We start from the raw sequence: 23,640 nt of genomic DNA, 5'->3' as shown, positions 1-23,640 counted from the left end.
TTAGTATATTGTTTCATAATAACGTATAAGACCCTCTATTGGTCTACGTGTAATATTTTTGATAATAAAACCGTATTGCTTGGATAGCCTTTGCAATATTTCTTTGAAATGCCAGGCTATTGAACCTGTAAAATGGACTTCAGCATTGGGAATATTATATAATTGTAGATTACGTTCAAAGAAAGCACGGAAGCATTCTTCTACAAGTTGCCTTATTTCTGGAACTTGTATGTTTTCACTCAAAAAGGGTGTAAATGAGGCCAAATAACGATTTGGAAACGATTCTTGATATACCGATTGTAAAATATCAGCTTGTGTAAGGTGATATTTATTCAGGAATTGTTGAGTGATTCCTGTAGGAAGTATGCCTTTCAGACAATCGGAAATCAGTCTTTTCCCCAGTGAGTTACCGCTACCTTCATCTCCGAGAATAAATCCCAAAGGTGGAATATTTCTTGTGATATTCTTGCCATCATATAAGCATGAATTAGAACCTGTTCCCAAAATGCAGGCAATACCACTACGGTTTCCGCATAATGATCGGGCGGCCCCTAGGAGGTCACTTGCAATTTCTATATCAGAAGTACAGAAGAGTTCATGTAGAGGACGATATAATAGGTTACAAGCAGATTTCCCTATGCATCCAGCTCCAAAAAAGTGAATATGGTTTATTGGCGAAGCTTGGATTTTAGGTAAAAGTTCTTCACATAAAAGTTGTTTTATTTCTTGTTCGTTTTGAAAAAAAGGATTTATACCCGGAGTAGAGATTTGGATTGACTGGTTTTCGGTTATTAAACACCAGTCGGTTTTAGTCGAACCGCTATCAGCAATTAGTGTTGTCATTTAGGTACTATTTAAGGTTGCAATTTATTAAAAAATATTCAGAACACATTGCGTTTATTGATAAACTACTGAAAACTTTGTGTTACTTTGTGGTTAGAAAAAAGTGAAAAATGACTATGCTGCAATCAGAACCATTTATAGAGGTAGGTATTTTGCATCATCAGCAAATTGAATTTGCCTTGAACGGAGAGTTTTTGTTGAATGGTACAGATGAGATTGTGCCGGGATACTATAAAGCTATATGGACAGCGAAAGGAATTTTGTTCCGGGGCGAAGTTTATGATGCTTTGAGCTTTACTCCGATGCAATATAGTAACTCTTTTGATTTATATAATGTAACTATTGGGATCCAATTTCATTGGGAGAGAGAAGAAAAGCAATGTTTTCCGGGAGAGTTGAAAGTTATTTCCGATGGAGAGAAGATTTGGGCTGTTAATCGGGTGTTATTAGAGACATATTTGGCCAGTGTCATATCATCGGAAATGAAAGCGACTGCATCAACAGCACTTTTACGAGCTCATGCCGTAATCTCTCGTAGTTGGTTGTTAGCACAATTAGCTGGTTCTCAGAAAAAAAAGAATACCCACTTACAAGAGTTGACCTCTGGAGAAATCATTCGTTGGTTTGACAGGGAAGATCACCTTTTGTTTGACGTATGTGCCGATGACCATTGTCAGCGTTATCAGGGAATAACACGAGTTTCGGCACCACAGGTGACAAATGCTGTACAATATACCCGGGGAGAAGTATTGATGTATGATGGGGAAATATGCGATGCCCGTTTTTCAAAATGTTGTGGAGGTATAAGTGAACGTTTTGAAAATTGTTGGGAAGATATGCCCCATCCTTATTTAGTGCCGGTTTATGATAGAGAAGATGAAAGTCTGATGCCTCATTTAGTTGATGAACGAGAAGCTGAGAATTTTATTCGTAATTTGCCGGAAGCATTTTGTAATACTGTGGACGAAAGTATATTAAATCAGGTTTTAAATAACTATGATCGGGAGACCCCAGATTTTTATCGTTGGCAAATCAAATATACGCAGAAAGAAATTGCTTCTATAATTAAGAATCGGTTAAATACTGACTTAGGAGATATTCTTGATTTGAAACCTTTGTTTCGTGGTGATTCAGGGCGTATTATTCGCCTTCAGATAGTAGGCTCATACAGAAGTATAGTGATTGGCAAAGAGCTGATGATTCGCCGTACTTTATCTCCAACACATCTTTATAGTTCCGCTTTTGTTGTAGACAAAGAAGTGGGTTTTGATGGGATACCAGTATTATTTACTTTAACAGGAGCCGGATGGGGACATGGAGTAGGCCTTTGTCAGATTGGAGCTGCAGTAATGGGTAGCCAGGGATATACATATAATCAGATTTTATCTCATTATTTCAAACATGCAGAGTTGAAGAAAATATATTGATATTATTCTATATTTTAGACTTTTTTTGATATCAATATCTTAGGATGTTAGTATGAAATATTTATTTTGTTCCATCCCATAACGAATTTACTTTATGACGTATGGCAATAATGTTAAAAATAGATATAGCGAGGAAGAGTAAGATCCCTGAGGCAATAGAAATAAATATATTTTCACCTTCAAAACTGGGCCACATTTTATTTAATAAGGCAATATAGTATTCTCTTGCAAAGAATATGATGGTCAGAGATATAATTAGAACACAAGAGTTCAGTCCTATAGTCAGTAGTTGATAAGGTCGTGATACTTGTGCAGGACTATATCCTATTAGTAATAGATTTTCGAGCCTTTGTGTATTTTTTTGTAATAGGAGGTAAATACTTAGCATTAATACAAAGAATGATAGAATGCTGATAATAAGACCTATACCAATGACTAATCCTGTGATAATTTTTAGAAAATAATTAGTTTTTCCCGCATTCAGTTTATCACCTTCCGTTTCATATCCTTTTTTTTGAAGAAATTGTACAATGTTGTCGTCGGCAGGATTGTCTATCTCAATGATGATGCGTGAGGCTGTTGATGTATGTCCGTCTCCGTATATTTTGTTACTCCATTTCATAAAAGATTCGGGAACTAGTATGGTATTTAACCGATTTGAAAATCCTACTATATTACCTTTGAAATCATGGTTCTGGCCATTGCCTGATATATGTATGTCTATACCAATTAGCCCAAGAATACCCTCGGATAGTTGGGGTAAGCTCCTTGACTGGGCAAAACCGTAATTATAAAGGTTTAAATAATTTTTAGGCAAAATAATCGGAATAAGGTCATCCCTTTCGTCAAAATGCCAATCAGATATAGATTTTATGTCGACAAATGCATCAGGAACCGACTCGAAAAACATCTGTGTAGATAAGCGCATTTGTTGTCCGGCCATATTGATACCTGCTGATACGTGATATTGACTGGAGGTAAATTCTCCGATATTTTTTACAAAAGGTTGCCCTTTTATTTCTTCCAAGTCAGTCTCTGAAAACTGGGAGCTTTGTCCGGTGATGGAACCTAATGTGCTGATTTTTTTTGATAATATGAGATATTCACTTTTTAGTAGATTATCATTTCCTGAAAAGAATGGAGCAACATCTTTATAAAATTGGAGGCTGAAAAGAACAATTATCATGCCGACTAGGTTAGCAAGAAAAAAACCTGCAAATTGGCCTATACTTAAATGTTGACGGAGAAGTTTCCAAACTATTTTCATATTGTTCAATTATCTATTTATTAAAGAAAGAGTTTATAGACTCAATATCTTATCATAATTTATTTCTAAATGTTTTCCTATGGAAGTGACGATGATTCCTGCATTTTGGACTTTACATTCTTGTAATAAAATCCGAGCCATAATGTGGCCGTTTGCATCATCGAGATGGCTAATAGGCTCGTCAAGAAGAATAAAGTCAAATGGTTGGCAAAGAGCTCGGATAAAAGCAATACGTTGCTGTTGCCCGAAAGACATTTTAGAAACTTTTGTGTCCCATTTGTCATTGATACCCATCATTTCAAAAAATTGTCGTATTTCAAGCTCTGATTTATGATGGGTAATATTATTTTTCAATTCAATATTTTCTCTAGCTGTCAACTCGGGAAATAACCGTAAGTCTTGGAATAAGAAACTAATAGAATTACGACGTAAAGAGGTCCATTGGCGAGTAGACAATAATTGGGAGGATTTGTTGTCAAATAAAATTTCTCCTGAATAATCATGCCGGTATCCGTATAAATAACTGCAAAACGAAGATTTTCCTGTTCCGGAAGCGGCTTCGATTAGGTAAAATTTACCTTTTTCGATAGTAAGGTTCTTTAACCATACATCTGAGTCAAAGGCTTCATGAGTTTCGGAAAAAACAGCAGGGAGCACCTGCTGTAATGTTATCGTATTCATTGTAAAAGAGCTTATTTCCTATTTCAATTCCTTGTCCAAACTTTTGATAATAGTAGATAATGCATTATCGGATGGATCGGTCATGTTTATTGTTGTTTTGTTGGTCTGTCCCTCTGAATACATTTCAATAGAGGAAAATAAAGCAAGTAACTGTTTATAAGTTGTGGCGTCAGATTTCCATAACTCCTCTGGCAAGCTTTGTAGAATCTGCTGTGTATTTATAAGCATAGCTCCTCCAAACTTAAATATTTCTGCGAATGGAGTTTGTGATAATGGAGATTCTGTGCCTTTAGAAAAATTATCAATGATATTTTTGTCGGTCGACACATAAAGATATTTATTATCTTTCATTCCGAAGTAGATACTTGTCCCACTCCATGATATAAGATATTGATTTTCAGATAATGTAGTAATTCCAGCCAGTTGTAAATTATCTTTTAAGAAAGTGAGTATAGAATCATCTTTTACTTTGGCGAAAAATACTAAATTAGGAGAGTATCCGTATGAATTTGAAGATGTTATGTCTATCAACCCCATTGTCAAATCTCCATCAATAGAACCAATAAGTTGTTGCAAGTTGATTTCTTTTGAAACATTTTCTATTTCTGCAGCAAACTTGGAATTTTCCATCAATATATTGTATAATTTTTCCCCATTGAGATTGACACTCCATACCAACCATGAATTTTCTGGGATTTGTTTTAAAAATGAATCTGAGTTTTTTCCCACTATGGAAATAAGACTATCTAAAGCTTTTTTGGTTTTGGTATCGTCCGAATAACTGCCTGATTCAATGATGATTTTTCCCCTTTGGAAATCGATATGAGTGGTACTATAGATACTGCTGATTTTTAAATCTGTCGGTAAAAACGAAGAGTATAGTTTCAATGTTGTGGATGGTATTGCTGCCATAGACATCCAAATATTTACATCCTTGTTTGACTGGGAAAATTTGGAAAAACCATTGTTAGATAACAAGCTTTTCTCCTTATTTTGATTCATAAGAGCTGTGGCATCTTTTTTCAGTTTTGCAATTTCAGTATTGTATTGTAACGCAAAAAGGAATAAAGCCTTGTTATCATCAAATGTACAGATTGCATTTGTATTTATTTCAGAGATAAAGATATCGTTTTCTCTTTTGATATTTGTATCTTTTCCTTTTTCTGATGATAAGATAGAAAGAAAAGTTTCAAATTTTTGTTGTTCATCTATTTTTAGTAATAACCCTATTTCATTTTCAATGGCGTCAGAAAAAAATACAACGTCATTTTTTAGTGAGATGCCTAGCTCTGTAGGATTTTGTAAGATTTTTTCAAATAATTCTTTACTTTCCGGACCTAAGCGGTTCAACCAGATTCTTTGTCTTTCATTTATTTTTTTATTTTTCAATAATTCGATGACATTTCCTTTTTCAGCTATACTTTGGGGGTTTATTGTGATGACGATATTGGCATCCGCAGGGATAGATTGTAAGTAATCACTTTGTTTGTTACAGGAAAATAACATAGTAATAGCCAGAATGGCAATCAGATTTTTAATGGACGAGATGTTTGGTTTCATATGACTGTATTTGAATTTACTGACAATATATATTTTTTTTCGATTGTAAACAAAGATAGTGATTTTTATACCGAAGGTCGATATATTCAGTATTTTTTATATGATAAAAAATTATTGTGGTTGCAAAGAGAAACTAAAATTAAACTAATTCTTAAATTCTGTAAAAACTACCTTTTTTTAATTTAGGTTGTTTTAGAGATATCAAATATAACCCTAAATATGTAAGCAGTCCGTTGAGCATAAGCAATTCGTATCCAAATTGATAATTGTAGTATCTTGTAGAAAAAGAATCGATTAGATAACATAATAGGGGAGCTGTAAAAGCAATAATAGGTATGTATTTGTCTATTGGTCGTTTTCGACAGAAAAGTCCGAAAGCAAACATCCCTAATAGGGGGCCATAAGTATATCCTGCAATCATATAAATGGCATCTATGATACTTTTATTATTTACAGTTTTAATGATGAGAATAATGAGAACAAATAAGACCGAGATAATTATATGGGCTCTTTTACGCCATACTATGGCTTTAGAAGCCGGGAGTTTTTTTACATCGAGAATATCAATACAGAAAGAAGTTGTTAGAGCTGTCAGTGCTGAGTCTGCACTTGAAAAAGCTGCTGCTATTATTCCGATACAAAAAAATAAGAGTACCATATTCCCCAGATATTGAGTGGCAAAAAGTGGCAGTATTTCATCACGGGTTTCTGGAAGAGTTATACCCGATTGGGTAGCATAAGAAATGAGTAAAATACCTAAAGTTAGGAAAAGCAAATTTACAGGGATGAATGCTATTCCATAAAAATACATATTCTTTTGAGATTCTTTAAGAGTTTTGATAGAAAGATTTTTTTGCATCATGTCTTGGTCCAGACCTGTCATGACAATAGTAATAAATATGCCGCTGATAAACTGTTTGAAAAAATTTTGTTTTGTATGCCAATCGTCAAATATGAAAATACGTGACATATTACTTTTCTGAACCATAGAAATGACTCCATCAATATCGAGATTCATTTTTGACATTAGTTGCCATATAATCATAATCAGCCCGCCTAGTAAGAAAAAAGTTTGTAAAGCATCGGTCCATACGATGGTTTTGATACCACTTTTATGTGAATATAGCCATATAAGTAGTACAATGACTGTTGTTGTTACAGCAAAAGGTACATTCCAATAGTCAAAAACGAAACGTTGTAAAATGAGTACGACGATATATAGTCGCGCTGCAGCCCCAATGATTTTTGATAATAGGAAGAAAGAAGCTCCTGTTTTATATGCTTTGTGCCCGAACCTTTCTTCGAGATATGTATAGATAGAAGTCAAGTTGAGCTTGTAATATAAAGGTAACAAAAGTTGTGCAATAATGAGATATCCGAGTGCAAAACCCAGTACCGTTTGCATATAAGTCATATCTATATGTAAAGGCATCCCCGGAACCGAAACAAAAGTGACTCCCGATATGGATGTTCCTATCATACCGAAAGCTACTAAAAACCATGGGGATTTTTTCCCTCCGATAAAAAAAGTTTCATTATCATTGTTTCGGCTGGTTAGATGGGAAATAAACATTAGAAATGCAAAATAACAACCGATTATAATTAAAATGATATTTCCATTCATGGTTTTTAGTATTTGTAGACGCAAAATAATCTATTTATAATGTAAAAAGCAATATTCCAGCAAGGTTTATTGAACTATTCAGAAATTTATTAGAGTAAGAGGATAAGGGTATTTGAAGAAATATATATTTTGATTTTTTACTCGGATTGTTTGTAAAAAGTATTGGTAAGATGTCGTTATGAATTATTATCGAGAATAGTGTTGTAAATATCATAAGTAATGCTTCCATAATATATTTCTAAAAAATCTTTTCTTTATATTTAAACATTTGTTTATGAATATATTTAATTTAGTGTGTAATCTGTTTTACTTAAATGTATATAAAAAATAAAAATAAATTATAGTATATATTTGACTTTTTATATATATTTGTGGCAAGTTTAGAAAGAGTTAGATACAATTTTGTCATTTTTCATCACTGACCATAAGTGCGGTAATTGGGAGTGACCATACCGGAGGTATATAATTATTTATTTATTCTTTTTTGTTAAAGTCAATATTTTTTATTACAATAAATTGAAAGATAGAGTATTATCTATTTAAGGATTCTTATTCTTTTACCAAAAATCATCTCGTTTCATACACTATTTATTATTTTATTTATATATACTTTAAGTAAATTAACTTAAATTTATTATGGCTATTAGAAAGACTCTCCAGACCTTAGTCAATTCAAAGTATGTCAATCGTTGGGTCATATTATTAGCAGATGTTCTCATTTCGGTATTTTGTTCGTTACTTTCATGTTTGTTTGTATCTTACATTGCCCGTCTGTCTGTTGTTCCTGGGGAGTTTATACAAGTACTTTTATTATCAACATTTTCTACGTTATTGTCATATTTGATATGGAGAACATATCGGAGTATAATACGTCATACGACTTTAAAAGAACTTTGGCGACTTGGAGTAGCCGTTTTTTGTAAAGTAGTTATTTTATTTTTGTTGATATTGACTTTAAATGATGATGTATTAACTATACGTCAGCTTATTTTGACTATTACGGTCGATTTCTCATTAAGTATTATAGCACTCATTGCATTTCGGGTTATATTACTCTTTTTATATGATGCTGTCATTATTAATTTTTATCCTAAACAGACCCCTATATTGATATATGGCATTGGACAGGATGCGGTTGCCGTAGCCACTATGTTGCCTGATAAAAAATATAGGGTAATGGGGTTTCTCACTATTGGTAAGCAGTATGAATCATATCGTATCTTAGGACATCCGGTATTACAAATAGAAGATTATATCGGATTTGAGAACTTGCGAAAGCGATATGGTATGCAAGCAATTCTTTTTCCAGATCAAAAGTCTGTTCGGGAAGAGCAAGACCGTATTATTCGTTATTGTGGGAAAGATAAAGTAAAGATTTTAATTGCCCAACCCATCGAGGAAGCAGCTGGAAATACGATAAAGCCGCAGAAAATACAGGAAGTTCGTATCGAAGATTTGCTTATGCGTGATGAGATAGAAATAAGTATGTCGGAAGTTATGGCCAATTTTCAAGGAAAAGTAATTATGGTGACTGGTGCAGCTGGATCTATTGGTAGTGAACTTTGTCGCCAGTTAGCTACTTTTCATGTAAAACAACTTGTGCTTTTTGATTCGGCAGAGACTCCTATGCATAATCTTCGATTAGAGCTTGAAGAGCGTTTTCCCGACCTTTATTTTGTGCCCGTTATTGGAGATGTGAGACAAGAAGCACGTGTCAATTTTGCCATGCGGAAGTTTCATCCGCAGATAATATTTCATGCTGCAGCTTATAAACATGTACCTTTAATGGAAGAAAATCCGTGTGAGGCTGTTTTGGTGAATGTAAAAGGTACAGCGTGTGTCGCTAATTATGCAGTAAGTTATGGTGTAGAAAAGTTTATCATGGTGTCTACTGATAAAGCCGTCAATCCGACAAATGTGATGGGTGCCTCCAAACGTTTAGCTGAAATTTATGTACAAAGTTTGAGTGTAGCTATTGGACGGGGACAGAAAGAAGGGAAGACGCGGTTTATTACTACTCGGTTTGGAAACGTATTGGGTAGTAACGGTTCCGTTATACCTCGTTTTCGGGCGCAGATAGAAAAAGGTGGCCCGGTGACTGTGACCCATCCCGATATTATTCGTTATTTTATGACTATACCTGAGGCCTGTCGTTTAGTAATGGAGGCGGCTACTATGGGGAGAGGTGATGAAATTTTTATTTTTGAGATGGGAGAACCGGTAAAAATTGCAAATTTAGCACGTCGAATGATAGAACTGGCTGGATTTGAACCGGATAAGGATATTAAGATAGAATATACAGGGTTGCGCCCTGGGGAGAAGCTATATGAAGAGCTATTAAGCAATGAAGAAAATACAAAACCAACGACGCATAAAAAAATACGTATTGCCGATGTCCGTCAATATGATTATGAAGAAGTCGCTCGGGCTATTGAAAAATTGTCACAGTTGTCTTTAGAAGTGCGCATTCCGGATACTGTACGTCTGATGAAAAAAATTGTTCCGGAATTTAAATCGAACAACTCTATTTATGAGCAATATGATAGAGAGTTAAAAGAAGAGGCCCAAGTCGAAGAGGGAAAGGTTGCAGGGCCAATTAATGCATAGAAATAATAATAGAAGAAGTTTTTAACTTCATTTATGGAAATACGTACAAAACAGTGGTATGCCGTGAAAACCATGTCTCGGGCTGAAAAGAAAATTAAAGAGCGGCTTGATGACTTGGGGGTAGAAAATTATTTGCCATTATGCACGCAAATAAAAAAGTGGAGCGACCGCAAAAAGAAAGTGCAAAGTCCCCTTGTCCCGGGATATCTTTTTGTATATATTTTTGAAGAAGAATATTTTACTGTTTTAAAAGTTCCGGGAGTAGTATCTTTTCTCAAGGAAGATCGTAAGATGGTTCCTATTCCGGCAGTACAAATAGATAATTTGCGTTATGTAGTAGAAAAATCAACCCGAGAAATCGAGTTTTCATTTGAGAATATTCGAGTAGGCGATAAGGTCCGTATTATTTTAGGAGATCTCGAAGGTTTCGAAGGAGAATTAGTTGATTTTCGGGGTAAGACTCGGGTTGCTATACGTCTTCATCATTTCGGCTGTGCTCTCACTACTGTAGAAATGGATGAGGTGATGAGGTGCTGATTCGTATTGATTTTTATTGGTTGATTTATGAAAGGAATAGTATTGGCTGGAGGTTCCGGCACTAGGCTTTATCCTATAACTAAAGGGGTTAGTAAACAATTACTTCCGATTTACGACAAGCCGATGATTTATTATCCTATATCAGTTTTGATGTTGGCCGGTATACGGGATATTTTGATCATATCTACTCCACAGGATTTGTCGGGCTTTGAGCGGTTACTCGGTGACGGTTCTAATTTCGGTGTTCGGTTCGAATATGCAGAACAGCCTACTCCTGATGGGTTAGCCCAAGCTTTTATTATAGGGGAAAATTTTATAGGGAAAGATTCTGTATGTTTGGTATTAGGAGATAATATATTCTATGGGCAGGGGTTTAGCCGGATGCTTATAGATGCGGTACGTACCGTTGAGGAGGAGCATAAAGCTACGGTATTCGGTTATTGGGTCAATGATCCCGAACGTTATGGCGTAGCCGATTTTGATAAGGAGGGGAATGTCTTGAGTATCGAGGAGAAGCCTCGATTCCCGAAATCGAATTATGCTGTAGTAGGACTCTATTTTTATCCGAACGAAGTGGTAAAGGTTGCAAAGAATATAAAGCCGTCAGCTCGAGGAGAATTGGAGATCACGACGGTGAATCAGCACTTTTTAAATAATGGATCTCTTAAGGTAAAACTTTTAGGCCGGGGATTTGCTTGGCTCGATACCGGAACTCACGACTCATTGAGCGAGGCTTCTATATTCGTAGAAGTAATTGAGAAGCGTCAGGGACTGAAGGTCGCTTGTCTTGAGGGTATTGCTTATAGGAAAGGGTGGATTACAGAAGAACGCATGAGGGAAATGGCAGAACCTATGTCGAAAAATCAGTATGGACAGTATCTGTTGAAGGTAATCGATGAATTGAAGAGGGGATAAGATTTCGCTGTCGGAAATTCCGAATATCATTTTAATGAAATAAAAAAGAGTTCATCTTTATAGCATTTATAAAAAAGTGAATTTTCGCTTGATAATTCTTCTTTTGAAAAGGAAGTGATGTCTTTATAAGTCTTAATAACGTTCGTATTTAGATAAAAAATCATTCTGAAATCTATTTGTTTTTACACTTAGGTTTAAGGATCTGTACATGCAAAAAGATCTTTAAAAACGGGTGTGTAGATAAGATATCGGAAAAGTATCAATTTATAAAATTATAAGTTTCACTATGAAAATATTGGTAACGGGCGGAGCCGGTTTTATAGGTTCTAATTTGTGTGAAAAGTTGTTGCAAGATGGTCATGAAGTTGTCTGTTTGGATAATTTTTCCACGGGAAAACCGGAAAATATTCAACTCTTTTTTTCTAATTCAAAATTTAAATTAATAGTAGGCGATATTCGTAACATATCAGATTGTAAAAATGCTGTGGACGGTGTCGATTATGTGTTTCATGAAGCGGCTTTAGGCTCTGTTCCCCGATCTATAAAAGACCCTATAACGACGAATAGTGTAAATATCGATGGTTTTTTAAATATGCTGGTTGTTTCTCGGGATGTGGGGGTTAAGCGGTTTATATATGCAGCGAGCTCATCGACTTATGGGGATTCAGCATCATTGCCTAAAGTAGAAGATATCATAGGAAAACCATTGTCTCCGTATGCAATTACTAAATATGTGAATGAACTTTATGCGGATATATTTTCCCGGACGTATGGTATGGAGTGTATCGGCTTACGTTATTTCAATGTGTTCGGGAGAAAACAAAATCCTGATGGAGCTTATGCCGCGGTAATACCTCTTTTTGTGAAAAAACTGATAAATCATGAGTCTCCGGTGATTAATGGAGACGGAGAATATTCTCGCGATTTTACATATATAGATAATGTCATACAGATGAATCTGTTGGCAATGTCTGTAAAGAATAAGGAGGCTGTGAATACGGTTTATAATACGGCATACGGAGAGAGAACTACATTGAACCAATTGGTATCGTATTTGAAGGAGTATTTGACTTTATATGACAGTGAAATAGCTAAGGTAGATATTGTTCATGGACCTAATCGGTTGGGCGATATACCTCATTCGTTAGCCAGTATAGAGAAAGCGAAGAGCTTGTTAGGGTATCGGCCGCTTTATAGTATGAAAGATGGATTGAAAGAGGCTGTAAAATGGTATTGGGAAAATTTGTGATGAATACTAAGTATAGCGATATGGAGAATATAAAAATTGCCGTAATCGGATTGGGATATGTAGGATTACCCTTAGCTCGTTTATTTTCGACTAAATATGAGACCGTTGGTTTCGATATGAATAAAGCTCGGGTTGCATCTTTGATGGAGGGCCGGGATTCGACTCTTGAAGTATCGGATGAGTTATTGCAATCTGCTATACGATCGGGATTCGTTTGTACTGCAGATATTGAGAAAATTCGGGATTGTAATTTTTATGTAGTGGCAGTACCTACACCTGTAGATGAAAATAATAATCCGGATTTATCGCCTCTTTACAGTGCGAGCGAGACTGTCGGAAAAGTTATTTCGAAAGGCGATATTGTAGTATATGAGTCTACGGTGTATCCTGGGGTTACAGAAGATGAATGTATCCCTGTTGTTGAAAAAGTTTCTGGATTAAAATATAATGTCGATTTTTATGCCGGATATTCTCCGGAACGCATTAATCCGGGAGATAAACTTCATACTGTCGATAAGATCAAAAAAGTGACGTCAGGTTCGACAAATGCTGTCGGAAAGATTGTAAATGATGTATATGCCTCTGTAATCCTTGCCGGAACGCATTTAGCACCTTCTATAAAAGTTGCAGAAGCGGCAAAGGTAATCGAGAATTCGCAGAGGGATATCAATATTGCTTTTGTTAATGAGTTATCGAAGATATTTAATAAAATGGGTATCGATACTCAAGATGTTTTGGAGGCTGCATCGACAAAATGGAATTTCCTTCCTTTTAAACCAGGATTGGTTGGGGGACATTGTATCGGAGTAGATCCCTATTATTTGGCTCAATGTGCCCAGCGTTATGGGTATAATCCGGAAATAATTTTGGCTGGACGAAGAATGAATGATGGCATGGGTGATTATGTCGCAACTCAAGTCATCAAGTCGATGTTGAAAAAGGGCATTCAGGTTTTGAATTCTAAGATTTTGATTCTTGGCTTTACTTTTAAGGAAAATTGTCCGGATGTACGGAATACGAAAGTTATAGATATTTATCACTCATTAGAAGAGTATAATGTAAATATTACGGTATTCGATCCTTGGGCAGAACCTTCGATTGTGGAACAGGAATATGGAATTAGTGTGACAAATGAGTTGCCTAATGAAAATTTCGATAGTATTGTTTTGGCTGTGGCTCACGACAAGTTTAAAGATATCGATATCTGTTCTTGGGCTAAAGACAAGAGTGTAATATTTGATGTGAAATCCATTTTGCCGAAAGAGCTTGTCGATGGGAGACTATAATATCTCGAAACCGATAAAAAGGTTAGATCAGTTCGACTATTTGAAAGGGTTAGGTATCATATTGGTTTTATGGGGGCATACTTTATGTCCTCCGGCTATAAAAACCTTTATATACAGTTTTCATATGCCTTTGTTCTTTTTTGTATCGGGATGTTTTTTTAAGCCTGTACCTATTAGAGAATTTGTAGAAAAGAAGACTAAACAATTGATGATTCCGTGGGCATTTTTTTCATTTATACTATTTGCTTTGTTGATTGTTCTTTACTTTTATGCTACACGAGATTTCAGCGGTTCCTTAAAAGTTGCGTTAGGTAGTCTTTGGGCTGGAATTAAAGGAGACGAATCGTCATATGTTTGTTTTCGTACGATATGGTTTTTGGTAGCCTTGTTCGAAGTGTATATCGTTTATTATTTGTTTTTTACGAGAATTAAAAATCTGATAATATTAAGTGGGGTTTCCATTTTGTTTTATATAATCGGTTGGACATTGTATGATAAAAATATCGATCTTCCATATTTTCTCGATACGGTACTTTCGGTACTTATTTATTTTCATTTGGGGTATTTGTTTAGAAATTCGAAATTTTTAAATAGAGATATATCTCTATTAGCAATATTATCAATAATATTGCTATTCGTTATTTCTATACAATTATCTCCGGAAGTTGATTTGAAGTCGAATAGATTTCCGGTTTATTTGTTGCCTTTGTCTTTATCCATCGTTATCTCCTTTTATTATGTGTTTATATTCTTGATGGATAAATGCAATCTGAAATTTTTAAAGGTTCTCGGTACTGAAAGTTTGGTTTTGATGGGATTGCATCCTGCTATTTTTGAAATATCTACGATTGTACAAAGCAAATATTTCAACAACTCTTATTGGGTAGGGATATCCATTGTTATTGTTTCTATTTTATTGATTCATAATTTTTCTAAGATTCTATATAGATATACTCCTTGCTTGGTAGGTAAAGGGTAAATGTAAATTATGGAAGATCAGTCGTTAAAGGCTCGGACTATTAAGGGGGTATTATGGAGTGCTTCTGAGCGGTTTGGAAGTCAAGGTATACATTTTATCTTAGGGATAATTATAGCGAGGTTACTTCTTCCATCCGATTATGGTTTGATAGGGATGCTGTCTGTTTTTATGGCTGTTTCTCAGACTTTTATAGATAGCGGATTTTATAAAGCTCTTGTACGTAAAAAAGAGCTTTCTGATGTCGATTTTTCTACGGCTTTTTATTTTAATATCGTTATAGGAGTATTGTGCTATGGGTTGTTATTTGTTTCGGCACCTTATATTTCTTCATTTTATCATGAGCCGAGATTGACTATTTTGACGCGTGTTATCGGTCTGAATTTGATATTCAATTCTTTTTGTGTCGTACAACGAGCATATTTTACCATTCGTATCGATTTTAAAACACAAACTAAAATTACGTTTATTGCATCTTTTTGTTCTGGTATAGCAGCTTTGTTCTTGGCATATAAAGGATGGGGATTTTGGGCTTTGGCCATTCAGAGTGTGTTATTGAATCTGTTGACGGCTCTTTTGTTTTGGTTGTATTCTCGATGGCGTCCTCTTTGGTGCTTTTCGAAGAAGTCATTTGTCGATATGTTTTCGTTTGGCTCTAAATTATTGGCTTCAGGATTATTGGAGACGATATATCAGAACTTATATACTATAGTGATAGGAAAGAAGTTTTCTGCTACAGATTTAGGATATTATACCAGAGCGTATGGTTTTGCGATTTTACCTTCGGAAAATATATCTACGGTATTGAGCCGGGTATTTTATCCTGTATTAAGTAAAATGCAAGATGATGATGAGTGGTTGTATTATAATTATCGTCGACTTTTGAGATTATCGGTCTATATAGTGTTTCCTATCATGATTGCTATGGCTGCGTTGAGTACTCCGATGATTTCTTTTTTGTTAACGGATAAATGGCTTGAAGTGGCACCGTTATTAAAACTGCTCTCTTTTGCTATGATGCTGTATCCGGTTTCGTTGATTAACTTAAATATTATTATGGTTAAGGGTCGTTCAGACCTTACGCTGCGTTTAGAAGTCGTGAAGAAGATATTGGGTATCGGGGTTCTATGCATCACTGTTCAATATAGTGTTTTTGTAATGTGTTGCGGTCTGGTATTTACGTGGTATATAGGGTTATTTGTCAATACGTATTATACAGAAAAGTTGATAGGTTTAAGTATCTGGTCTCAACTGAAAGATATTTATCCGATTTTTTTATTGTCGATTTTTTCCGGAGTAGTCGTTTATCTTCTCCTCCCTTGTTTCTCTGTAGTTTGGGTTCAGCTTTTACTGGGGTGTATCATATACTTTTTTATATATGCAACGGGGTCATATATGTTGGGGCTTCCTGAATTGAAAGAGATTTTAAATATAATAAAAAAGTGATTTCCTAAATTTATATTTTTATGTCAGATAAGCAAATAACAGTAACATCACCGTTGTTACCTCCGTTGGATGAATTTTTCTCTTATTTAGAAGATATTTGGGATAAAAAATGGTTGACGAATAATGGCTACTACCATCAGGAGTTGGAAAGAGCACTTTGTGAGTATCTTAAGGTTCCATATATAAGTTTATTTACAAATGGGACATTGCCTTTGATTTGTGCTTTGCAGGCACTGAGAATATCAGGGGAAGTTATTACGACACCCTACAGTTTTGTTGCTACTACTCATTCTTTATGGTGGAATGGGATAAAGCCTGTTTTTGTCGATATCGACCCACAGACCTGTAATATCGATCCTGATAAAATAGAGGCGGCTATTACTCCTAAGACGACGGCTATTATGCCGGTTCATGTGTATGGAAAGCCATGTAATACCGAGAAGATACAAGAAATTGCCGATAAATATGGTTTGAAAGTTATTTATGATGCGGCTCATGCATTTGGGGTGGAAGTAGGTGGTAAATCTATTATTGACGCAGGAGATATGTCGACGCTTAGTTTCCATGCTACTAAAGTTTATAATACGATAGAAGGGGGAGCTTTGGTTTGTCATGATGAAAAGACTAAGCAGCGTATAGATTATTTAAAGAATTTCGGTTTTGCGGATGAAACTACGGTTGTTGCTCCCGGCATAAATGGAAAGATGGATGAAATTCGAGCTGCTTATGGAATTTTAAACTTGAAGTATGTAGATAGAGCTATAGAAGCTCGTCATCAAATTGCTATAAGATATAGGCGAGAATTGCGTAATGTCTCGGGAATTTCATTCATGGAAGATATGCCTGGTGTGAAACATAATTATTCATACTTTCCGATTTTCGTCAATGCTGAACAGTACGGAATGACTCGTGATGAACTTTATTTTAAAATGCGTGAAGCTAATGTGTTTGGACGTCGCTACTTCTATCCTCTTATCAGCGAATTTTCTACTTATCGCGGTCTCTCATCTGCCAATCCTGAGAATCTACCCAATGCCTACCGCATGGCCAATAGTGTCATCTGTTTGCCTATGCATCATGCACTGAGCAAAGACGAGGTTGGACGCGTAATTGAACAGGTGAAGAAATGAAATCTATATTATTACTTGGGGGTTCTCGTCAACAGGTGCCAGCCATTGAGACAGCAAAACGACTCGGTTATCGGACAGTTTTGATTGACTATCTTTCCGAAAATCCCGGACAGTTTGTTGCCGATAAATGGTATCAAGAAAGCACTACCGATGTTGAGTCTGTTTATCGTATTGCCAAAGATGAACAAGTGTCTGGTATTTTGGCGTATGCTTCTGACCCTGCGGCGTTTCCGGCTGCATTGGTTTGTGAGCGTCTCGGCTTGCCGACCAATCCTGTAAAGGCTGTTGAGATATTAGGTGTTAAGCATAAATTTCGAGAGTTTCTTAAGGAAAATAGTTTTGCATGCCCTGCCACATTTACTTTCTCTCCTGCTACATCCTTGGTGGAGGTGCAACAAGGAATTGAAAATATGCACTTTCCCATAGTTGTAAAACCTACTGATTCATCTGGCTCAAAGGGCGTATCATTCTTAAACGACTCAGGATCTTTGGCTACCGCAATCGCACATGCTGACTGTTATTCACGCAATAAGATTCTTATAGCCGAAGAATTTATAGAGCGTATCTATCCCTATGTGATAGGTGGCGATATTTTTGTGGAAAGTGGTAAAATAGTTTTATTCGGTGATATGGAATGCCTGCGTGGTGACCATGGAAAAAGTCTCATTCCTATTGGGGAAAAAAGACCTAATGGGCTTTCTGATAGGCAGAAGAAACGATTATACTCAGAACTCCAACGGCTTGTGGATGCGTTGAATGTTCGTTTTGGAGAATTCAACATAGAGGTTCTAGTTGGTAGAGACGACAGTATCCATTTCCTTGAAGTTGGTCCACGTGCAGGTGGAAATATGATCCCTATTCAACTCTCAGATGCCTTTGGTGTTGATCTTATCGAAGCAAATATAAAAATATGTATGGGTGAGTCGGTTGAGTTAAATCCCGTGTCAGCTAAGGGAGCTTTCATGACCTACGTGTTGCATAGTAACGTGGATGGCATTTTCAGTGGGATAAGTATTGCTCCGGAACTAAAGTCTGCAGTTTATCGACAGGTAATATATAAGCGGCAAGGTGATCGAGTCGAAGCATTCGATGGTGCCGGTAAAGCTGTCGGTATCGTCTTTCTGCATTTTTCTGATAAATCGGCGATGGATCTGGCCGGAATCGATATTGAATCGAAAATCCTTGTCGACGTATTGTAACTGATTAATATTATGGAAGAAATTGGCGGTTATTTCCATTTGGAGCTAAACAGGATTTGTAATTTTTCTCATTATGGTGGGATATTGCTCAATTCGGGAAGATGTAGTTTCGAATATATTCTGACGCAATTATCGGTAAAGAAAATCTTTCTTCCGTTTTATACCTGTGAGGTGGTGTTAGAGCCTATATTGAGAAGGGGAATAAAGTATGAGTTCTATGGTATAGACTCTAACTTGGAGATTCAAGGTCGTTTGAAACTGGGAGATGGAGATTATGTATTATATACCAATTATTTTGGGATAAAAGATCATTATGTAAAACAATTGGCAAATGTGTATAAGTCTTGTTTGATAATCGATAATTCTCAGGCTTTATTTGCGGAACGATGGATGGATATTCCGACTTTTTATAGTCCGAGAAAATTTGTCGGGTTACCGGACGGCGGAGTTGCCTATTGTAAAAAGAGAGAGGAAATAGAACTTGATTTCGACAAGTCATACGATAGGTGCGAGCATTTACTTTCTCGGTATGACCGTCTTGCTTCTGATGGTTATTCGATATTTAGAATGAATAGTGCGAAGCTGAAAGATCAGAAGATGGCCTATATGTCAAATTTGACAAAAGCTCTTATCGGGAACATCGATTTTACTACTGTTAAGAACATCAGAAATTCTAATTTTTTATATCTGCATGATCGGTTATCGGTTTCGAATAAGTTTGATATTGGCGATATAAATAGTTTTTCTTGTCCTATGGTGTATCCGTATTGGTCTGATGATCATACGTTGAGGGATAGGCTTATTAAAAATAAGATATATGTTCCTACCTATTGGCCGAATGTTATGCAGTGGTGTACGGAAGATCAATTAGAATATTATTTGGCTAAAGATATTATACCTTTGCCTATTGATCAAAGGTATAATAATAAAGATTTAGAGAATATTATTTCAATAATACGTTTGAGATGAGTTATGCTCCGATAATGATACCGACATTGTGTCGGTATGAACATTTAGTGAAATGTGTAGAGTCTTTAGCTGTCAATTCTTTGGCGAGTGAGACTGAGCTTTATATTGGATTGGATTATCCGACGAAAGAGTCTCATTGGGAGGGATATAGAAAAATAGAGCAGTATCTTGTCTCAATTGAAGGTTTTAAGAAAGTGCATATCGTAAAACGGGAATATAATTATGGTGCCGAAAGAAACTCTCATGAGTTAAAAAAACTTATATTTGAGAAGTACGATAGGGTTATTTTTACGGAGGATGATAATATCTTTTCTCCGAATTTTTTAGAATATATCAATCAAGCTTTAGATAAATATAACGATGATACAGGTATTTTAGCGGTATGTGGTTATCTGCATCTTGCCGATTATCCGGAGATGCGTAATTGTACGTGTATTAGATTACCGGCGTATGATGCTTGGGGATATGCTATTTGGAGAGACCGTTATGAAGATTATGAGACGGATTTTTCGTATGAAACGGTGATACATACGTTAACGAGTTTCAAACAGACGATTAAAATTGCCCGGAAGCGTATTTTTACCATTTTCGCTTTATTATTGATTGTGAATGAGAAAGATGTATTCGGCGATACGATGTATGCTCGTAAGTTATTGTTGGAGAATAAAAAATGTATCTTTCCTACGATATCTAAAGTCCGTAATTATGGTCGGGACGGAAGTGGAACACATGCTTCGGTAGAAGATCAGAATGCGTATGAAAATCAGCGTATCGATGTATGTACAGATTTTGCTTTAGTTGAAAATAAGGATATCAAAATACAAAGGAAGGCGGAGCGGGCATTAAAATCATATTATAGGCAGCCTTTGAAAAGAATATATTGGATTGTGACGAGATATTTATTGTTTCGAATTCGGTATGTATTGAATAAACGGAGATATGAAATAAAATAAAAAATTGATGGCATTACCTTTAGTAAGTATAGTCATTACGACTTATAGACGTCCTGAATTGCTGGCGCGATCGATTAATAGTATATTGAATCAGACATATTCGAATGTAGAAGTTATAGTGGTAGATGATAATGATCCGGTTTCTGATTATCGGAAGAAAACGGAAATGGTAATGGAAGATTTTGCTTCGAACGGGAGGGTAACGTATGTACGACAACCTCGCAATTTGAGGCAGTCTGCGGCACTGAATAAAGGCATAAAAACTTCGAAAGGAGAATTTGTCGGTTTTTTAGATGACGATGATGAGTTTTTGCCTGATAAAATAGAGCGACAAATAGAATTGTTATCCGAATATAAAGAAGACCGTAATGTCGGAGGTGTTTATTGTAATGTATTGAAAAGAGGTAAAGGACAAGAGATTGCTACGTCTTTCAGGAAAAAGAATGATGAAGGGAATCTTCTGTATCCGATGTTGATGGGACAGGTTTCGTATTTTGGTTCTTCGGTGTTATTGAAAAGAGAAGTTTTCGATGTTGTTTCGGGTTTTAATGAGACGATGAGACGTCATGTCGATTTGGAATTTTTTAGTCGCTTCTTTAATTATTATACTTTGCTTTTAGTAGAGAAACCTTTGGTGAGAATACATATTGAAGGAGCGAGAAATAATCCTAAAGCAGAGACGTATTTGCAGGTAAAAAATGATTTTTTTTCTGCGATAGATCCGTATTTGGGTATTCTTACCAAGCAAGAATATAATAGGATATATAGATATAATTATTTCGATGTATCGATTAGCTTTTTTGCGAATAAAGAATTTTTTAAAGGCTGTAAAATTTTGAGAAAGGCGCTGCATTACGGGTGGTTATCGGGAAAAGAATTCTGGTTATTGAGTAAGATAATTATAAAAAATAGTTTATTGCGCAGATGATGTTATGGATGGAATAAGTGTCGTAATACCGACTTTAAATAGGGAAAGTTTTTTGACGAATACTATCGAATATTTGTCAAAACAAGTATTCGATAAGCCCTATGAAATAATTATTGTAGATCAATCTCCGAAACCGAATCAGAAGTTTGAAGATTTGGGAAATGAGGTACATTATCACCATGTGACGATGTTCAAAGGTTTACCTGAAGCCAGAAATTACGGCGCACAATGTGCCCGGTACGATTATATTTTATATTTGGATGATGATATAGAATGTAATGAGAATCTTTTAGCCGAACACTATAAGTATATATCTCAGCAACATATCGGAATCGTTGCTGGCGGAATTACAGAAAAATATAAGGAAAATCCGAAATCTCGTAATACGGGGGTGTTCCATTTTTTCTCGGCTACTCCAGAACGTGGATTTCATTTGATGAAGAATGGGTATGTCGATCATGCTGGAGGTGGAAATTATTCGATAAAGAGGGATGTTTTTTATAAGGTTGGGGGTGTTGACGAATATTTGAATGTCGGAGCTGCATTATATGAAGAGACAGATATTTGCCTGAGAGTGAAAAAATCAGGGTATAAGGTGTTTTTTAATTATAATGCCCATATTTGGCATTTAGCGGCTCCGACAGGGGGATGCCGGGTCTTGGATATTGAAAAGTATATTTATGCCTTGGTTCATAATCGGTCTATTATCATCCATAGATATTTGAATCGATATCAAAGATTGACTGCTTATTTTGTTCTTGTCAAATTGGTTTTGTCCTATATGCTGGCATATAAAAATAGTTCTCTGTTTAAAGTGTTTAGAAAAGCATATACCGAGGGGCGACAAAAAGCCTCAATGCCTCCCAAAGTTACAAATTATCGACAATGGAAGTCTCCGAGTATAAATGGATAAGGGTGAGAAAACGGGGAGGAAATTTATATATAAATGAAGCGAGTAATTATATTGACATATGATTATCCTCCAAACAATGGAGGAATAGCACGGCTTTGCTTCGAGATAAAGAAGCAGTGCAAGTTAAACGGTTTGTCTGTAAGGGTCGTTACTCTGGCTTCTTCCGGCACAGATATGGAAAATGATGAGGATGTTATTCGTATTGTCGGGAAGAGGGGACTGTTAGAGTGGCGTATATTGAATTACTTGAAAAAAAATACGGAGAGAGATGATATAATATTGACTGGTACTTTTCATCCGGATGGTTTGCTCGGATGGCTATCCGGTCGTAAAGTTTATATGTTGGCTCACGGTGCTGAACTGTTACCCGGTAAATCTTTTTTTCAGAAATATGTTTGGAAATATTATCGGAGATATTTGTTGAAATCGGCTTCCGGTGTTATTGCAAATAGTCATTATACGGAAGGACTGGTTCGCTTATGCTCTCCTTTGGCGAAGGTTTATACAATACCGTTAGCTGTCGATTACGATTATTTTAGGCCTACTTCATCGAAGATGAGAGATGGCGTTTTACATTTATGCTCGTTGTCTCGATTGGAAAAGTTTAAAGGTCATGATTTTTTGATTCGTGTAATATCTTCTTTGCCTTCGGAATATAAAGAGAAAATATCTTTAACTATCGGAGGAAATGGACCTTATAAAGAATCATTGGTAGCTTTGGCTCGGGAATTGCATCTTGTGGATACCATTGGATTTGAAGGGTTTATCGATGACGGTAAATTGTGTGATTTCTATTCTTCGGCAGATATTTTTGTTTTGTGTACAAGGGAGGAACCGGGATTAAAGAATGTCGAGGGTTTCGGGTTGGTTTTTGTCGAGGCTCAGGCTTGTGGAACGGCTGTTATTGGAACTCGTGCCGGAGGAATACCGGATGCTGTGAAAGATGGAGATGGGGGCTGGTTGATAGCTCAGGATTCTCAAAAAGAGTTATCTGAATTGATGATGTTCTTGATTGACCATCCGGAGATTGTTGCTGAAGAAGGACTGAAAGCCAGACAAAGAGCCATTCAGGAATATTCGTGGCAAAATTATTATAAAGCGTTGTCGGGAATAATTTGTAGATAGAATAA

At 35.9% G+C, this 23,640-nt stretch carries 20 protein-coding genes; 15 read left to right on the top strand and 5 right to left on the bottom strand.

The window, feature by feature from the left end; all coding sequences use genetic code 11:
- A complete protein-coding gene (locus Cop2CBH44_RS07980; protein WP_200755869.1) occupies positions 1-843 on the bottom strand; it encodes an ATPase in 843 nt (280 codons plus the stop codon).
- A gap of 110 nt (positions 844-953) precedes the next feature.
- On the opposite strand from Cop2CBH44_RS07980, the gene Cop2CBH44_RS07975 reads away from it, so the two are divergent.
- Positions 954-2,270: a SpoIID/LytB domain-containing protein gene (locus tag Cop2CBH44_RS07975; RefSeq protein ID WP_246469192.1), complete on the top strand. Its 1,317-nt coding sequence runs from the start codon at positions 954-956 to the stop codon at positions 2,268-2,270.
- Between the two features lie 61 nt (positions 2,271-2,331).
- Here the strand turns inward: Cop2CBH44_RS07975 and Cop2CBH44_RS07970 are convergent, their stop codons facing one another.
- The 4 genes from Cop2CBH44_RS07970 to Cop2CBH44_RS07955 form a co-directional block, all read right to left on the bottom strand.
- Positions 2,332-3,537, bottom strand: a complete 1,206-nt coding sequence (locus tag Cop2CBH44_RS07970; protein WP_200755868.1) for an ABC transporter permease — start codon at positions 3,535-3,537, stop codon at positions 2,332-2,334.
- 33 nt (positions 3,538-3,570) lie between these two features.
- Positions 3,571-4,218 carry an ATP-binding cassette domain-containing protein gene (locus Cop2CBH44_RS07965; RefSeq protein ID WP_021932023.1) on the bottom strand — a complete coding sequence of 216 codons (648 nt, stop codon included), beginning with the start codon at positions 4,216-4,218 and terminating at the stop codon, positions 3,571-3,573.
- Between the two features lie 18 nt (positions 4,219-4,236).
- Entirely contained in the window at positions 4,237-5,778 is a 1,542-nt protein-coding gene (locus tag Cop2CBH44_RS07960) for a DUF4836 family protein (RefSeq protein ID WP_200755867.1), read from the bottom strand.
- Positions 5,779-5,929: 151 nt separating this feature from the next.
- Positions 5,930-7,402 (bottom strand): sodium:solute symporter, encoded by a 1,473-nt coding sequence (locus Cop2CBH44_RS07955; RefSeq protein WP_200755866.1) that lies wholly within the window; start codon positions 7,400-7,402, stop codon positions 5,930-5,932.
- A gap of 636 nt (positions 7,403-8,038) precedes the next feature.
- Here Cop2CBH44_RS07955 and Cop2CBH44_RS07950 point away from each other — a divergent pair.
- From Cop2CBH44_RS07950 to Cop2CBH44_RS07885, 14 genes are all read left to right on the top strand, one after another.
- Positions 8,039-10,009, top strand: coding sequence for a polysaccharide biosynthesis protein (locus Cop2CBH44_RS07950; protein WP_200755865.1), 1,971 nt, complete (start codon positions 8,039-8,041; stop codon positions 10,007-10,009).
- Between the two features lie 33 nt (positions 10,010-10,042).
- On the top strand, positions 10,043-10,546 hold the full coding sequence (locus Cop2CBH44_RS07945; RefSeq protein WP_021932027.1) for a UpxY family transcription antiterminator: 504 nt from the start codon (positions 10,043-10,045) through the stop codon (positions 10,544-10,546).
- Positions 10,547-10,573: 27 nt separating this feature from the next.
- The gene (gene rfbA / locus Cop2CBH44_RS07940) at positions 10,574-11,461 is read left to right on the top strand and encodes a glucose-1-phosphate thymidylyltransferase RfbA (protein WP_044225502.1); all 888 of its coding nucleotides are present in this window, start codon (positions 10,574-10,576) and stop codon (positions 11,459-11,461) included.
- A 286-nt stretch (positions 11,462-11,747) separates the two neighbouring features.
- Positions 11,748-12,710 (top strand): SDR family oxidoreductase, encoded by a 963-nt coding sequence (locus Cop2CBH44_RS07935; protein ID WP_200755864.1) that lies wholly within the window; start codon positions 11,748-11,750, stop codon positions 12,708-12,710.
- 20 nt (positions 12,711-12,730) lie between these two features.
- The gene (locus tag Cop2CBH44_RS07930; RefSeq protein ID WP_200755863.1) at positions 12,731-13,996 is read left to right on the top strand and encodes a nucleotide sugar dehydrogenase; all 1,266 of its coding nucleotides are present in this window, start codon (positions 12,731-12,733) and stop codon (positions 13,994-13,996) included.
- Positions 13,983-14,975 carry an acyltransferase family protein gene (locus Cop2CBH44_RS07925; RefSeq protein ID WP_200755862.1) on the top strand — a complete coding sequence of 331 codons (993 nt, stop codon included), beginning with the start codon at positions 13,983-13,985 and terminating at the stop codon, positions 14,973-14,975. Before Cop2CBH44_RS07930 ends, Cop2CBH44_RS07925 begins: the two co-directional genes overlap by 14 nt.
- A 9-nt stretch (positions 14,976-14,984) precedes the next feature.
- Positions 14,985-16,418 (top strand): lipopolysaccharide biosynthesis protein, encoded by a 1,434-nt coding sequence (locus tag Cop2CBH44_RS07920; RefSeq protein WP_021932032.1) that lies wholly within the window; start codon positions 14,985-14,987, stop codon positions 16,416-16,418.
- Positions 16,419-16,438: 20 nt separating this feature from the next.
- Positions 16,439-17,548: a DegT/DnrJ/EryC1/StrS family aminotransferase gene (locus Cop2CBH44_RS07915; RefSeq protein ID WP_021932033.1), complete on the top strand. Its 1,110-nt coding sequence runs from the start codon at positions 16,439-16,441 to the stop codon at positions 17,546-17,548.
- Positions 17,545-18,747 carry an ATP-grasp domain-containing protein gene (locus Cop2CBH44_RS07910; RefSeq protein WP_021932034.1) on the top strand — a complete coding sequence of 401 codons (1,203 nt, stop codon included), beginning with the start codon at positions 17,545-17,547 and terminating at the stop codon, positions 18,745-18,747. Before Cop2CBH44_RS07915 ends, Cop2CBH44_RS07910 begins: the two co-directional genes overlap by 4 nt.
- Before the next feature lie 12 nt (positions 18,748-18,759).
- The gene (locus Cop2CBH44_RS07905) at positions 18,760-19,716 is read left to right on the top strand and encodes a hypothetical protein (protein ID WP_021932035.1); all 957 of its coding nucleotides are present in this window, start codon (positions 18,760-18,762) and stop codon (positions 19,714-19,716) included.
- On the top strand, positions 19,713-20,669 hold the full coding sequence (locus tag Cop2CBH44_RS07900; protein WP_021932036.1) for a glycosyltransferase family A protein: 957 nt from the start codon (positions 19,713-19,715) through the stop codon (positions 20,667-20,669). The genes Cop2CBH44_RS07905 and Cop2CBH44_RS07900 overlap by 4 nt, the downstream gene beginning before the upstream one ends.
- A 7-nt stretch (positions 20,670-20,676) precedes the next feature.
- Entirely contained in the window at positions 20,677-21,597 is a 921-nt protein-coding gene (locus Cop2CBH44_RS07895; RefSeq protein ID WP_052431386.1) for a glycosyltransferase family 2 protein, read from the top strand.
- Positions 21,598-21,601: 4 nt separating this feature from the next.
- Positions 21,602-22,510 carry a glycosyltransferase family 2 protein gene (locus Cop2CBH44_RS07890; RefSeq protein ID WP_021932038.1) on the top strand — a complete coding sequence of 303 codons (909 nt, stop codon included), beginning with the start codon at positions 21,602-21,604 and terminating at the stop codon, positions 22,508-22,510.
- Positions 22,511-22,543: 33 nt separating this feature from the next.
- Positions 22,544-23,635: a glycosyltransferase family 4 protein gene (locus Cop2CBH44_RS07885; RefSeq protein ID WP_200755861.1), complete on the top strand. Its 1,092-nt coding sequence runs from the start codon at positions 22,544-22,546 to the stop codon at positions 23,633-23,635.
- The last annotated feature ends 5 nt before the right edge of the window (positions 23,636-23,640 follow it).

The sequence above is a fragment of the Coprobacter secundus subsp. similis genome (assembly GCF_015097275.1).
GTDB classification, from domain to species: Bacteria; Bacteroidota; Bacteroidia; order Bacteroidales; family Coprobacteraceae; genus Coprobacter; species Coprobacter secundus.
Note: the sequence above shows the minus strand (reverse complement) of the source record. Positions and strands in the feature narration are given on the sequence as shown.

Coding starts and splice junctions, on each gene's coding strand:
- Cop2CBH44_RS07980 (WP_200755869.1), bottom strand. CDS start 843: ATGACAACACTAATTGCTGATAGCGGTTCGACTAAAACCGACTGGTGT.
- Cop2CBH44_RS07975 (WP_246469192.1), top strand. CDS start 954: ATGACTATGCTGCAATCAGAACCATTTATAGAGGTAGGTATTTTGCAT.
- Cop2CBH44_RS07970 (WP_200755868.1), bottom strand. CDS start 3,537: ATGAAAATAGTTTGGAAACTTCTCCGTCAACATTTAAGTATAGGCCAA.
- Cop2CBH44_RS07965 (WP_021932023.1), bottom strand. CDS start 4,218: ATGAATACGATAACATTACAGCAGGTGCTCCCTGCTGTTTTTTCCGAA.
- Cop2CBH44_RS07960 (WP_200755867.1), bottom strand. CDS start 5,778: ATGAAACCAAACATCTCGTCCATTAAAAATCTGATTGCCATTCTGGCT.
- Cop2CBH44_RS07955 (WP_200755866.1), bottom strand. CDS start 7,402: ATGAATGGAAATATCATTTTAATTATAATCGGTTGTTATTTTGCATTT.
- Cop2CBH44_RS07950 (WP_200755865.1), top strand. CDS start 8,039: ATGGCTATTAGAAAGACTCTCCAGACCTTAGTCAATTCAAAGTATGTC.
- Cop2CBH44_RS07945 (WP_021932027.1), top strand. CDS start 10,043: ATGGAAATACGTACAAAACAGTGGTATGCCGTGAAAACCATGTCTCGG.
- rfbA (WP_044225502.1), top strand. CDS start 10,574: ATGAAAGGAATAGTATTGGCTGGAGGTTCCGGCACTAGGCTTTATCCT.
- Cop2CBH44_RS07935 (WP_200755864.1), top strand. CDS start 11,748: ATGAAAATATTGGTAACGGGCGGAGCCGGTTTTATAGGTTCTAATTTG.
- Cop2CBH44_RS07930 (WP_200755863.1), top strand. CDS start 12,731: ATGGAGAATATAAAAATTGCCGTAATCGGATTGGGATATGTAGGATTA.
- Cop2CBH44_RS07925 (WP_200755862.1), top strand. CDS start 13,983: ATGGGAGACTATAATATCTCGAAACCGATAAAAAGGTTAGATCAGTTC.
- Cop2CBH44_RS07920 (WP_021932032.1), top strand. CDS start 14,985: ATGGAAGATCAGTCGTTAAAGGCTCGGACTATTAAGGGGGTATTATGG.
- Cop2CBH44_RS07915 (WP_021932033.1), top strand. CDS start 16,439: ATGTCAGATAAGCAAATAACAGTAACATCACCGTTGTTACCTCCGTTG.
- Cop2CBH44_RS07910 (WP_021932034.1), top strand. CDS start 17,545: ATGAAATCTATATTATTACTTGGGGGTTCTCGTCAACAGGTGCCAGCC.
- Cop2CBH44_RS07905 (WP_021932035.1), top strand. CDS start 18,760: ATGGAAGAAATTGGCGGTTATTTCCATTTGGAGCTAAACAGGATTTGT.
- Cop2CBH44_RS07900 (WP_021932036.1), top strand. CDS start 19,713: ATGAGTTATGCTCCGATAATGATACCGACATTGTGTCGGTATGAACAT.
- Cop2CBH44_RS07895 (WP_052431386.1), top strand. CDS start 20,677: ATGGCATTACCTTTAGTAAGTATAGTCATTACGACTTATAGACGTCCT.
- Cop2CBH44_RS07890 (WP_021932038.1), top strand. CDS start 21,602: ATGGATGGAATAAGTGTCGTAATACCGACTTTAAATAGGGAAAGTTTT.
- Cop2CBH44_RS07885 (WP_200755861.1), top strand. CDS start 22,544: ATGAAGCGAGTAATTATATTGACATATGATTATCCTCCAAACAATGGA.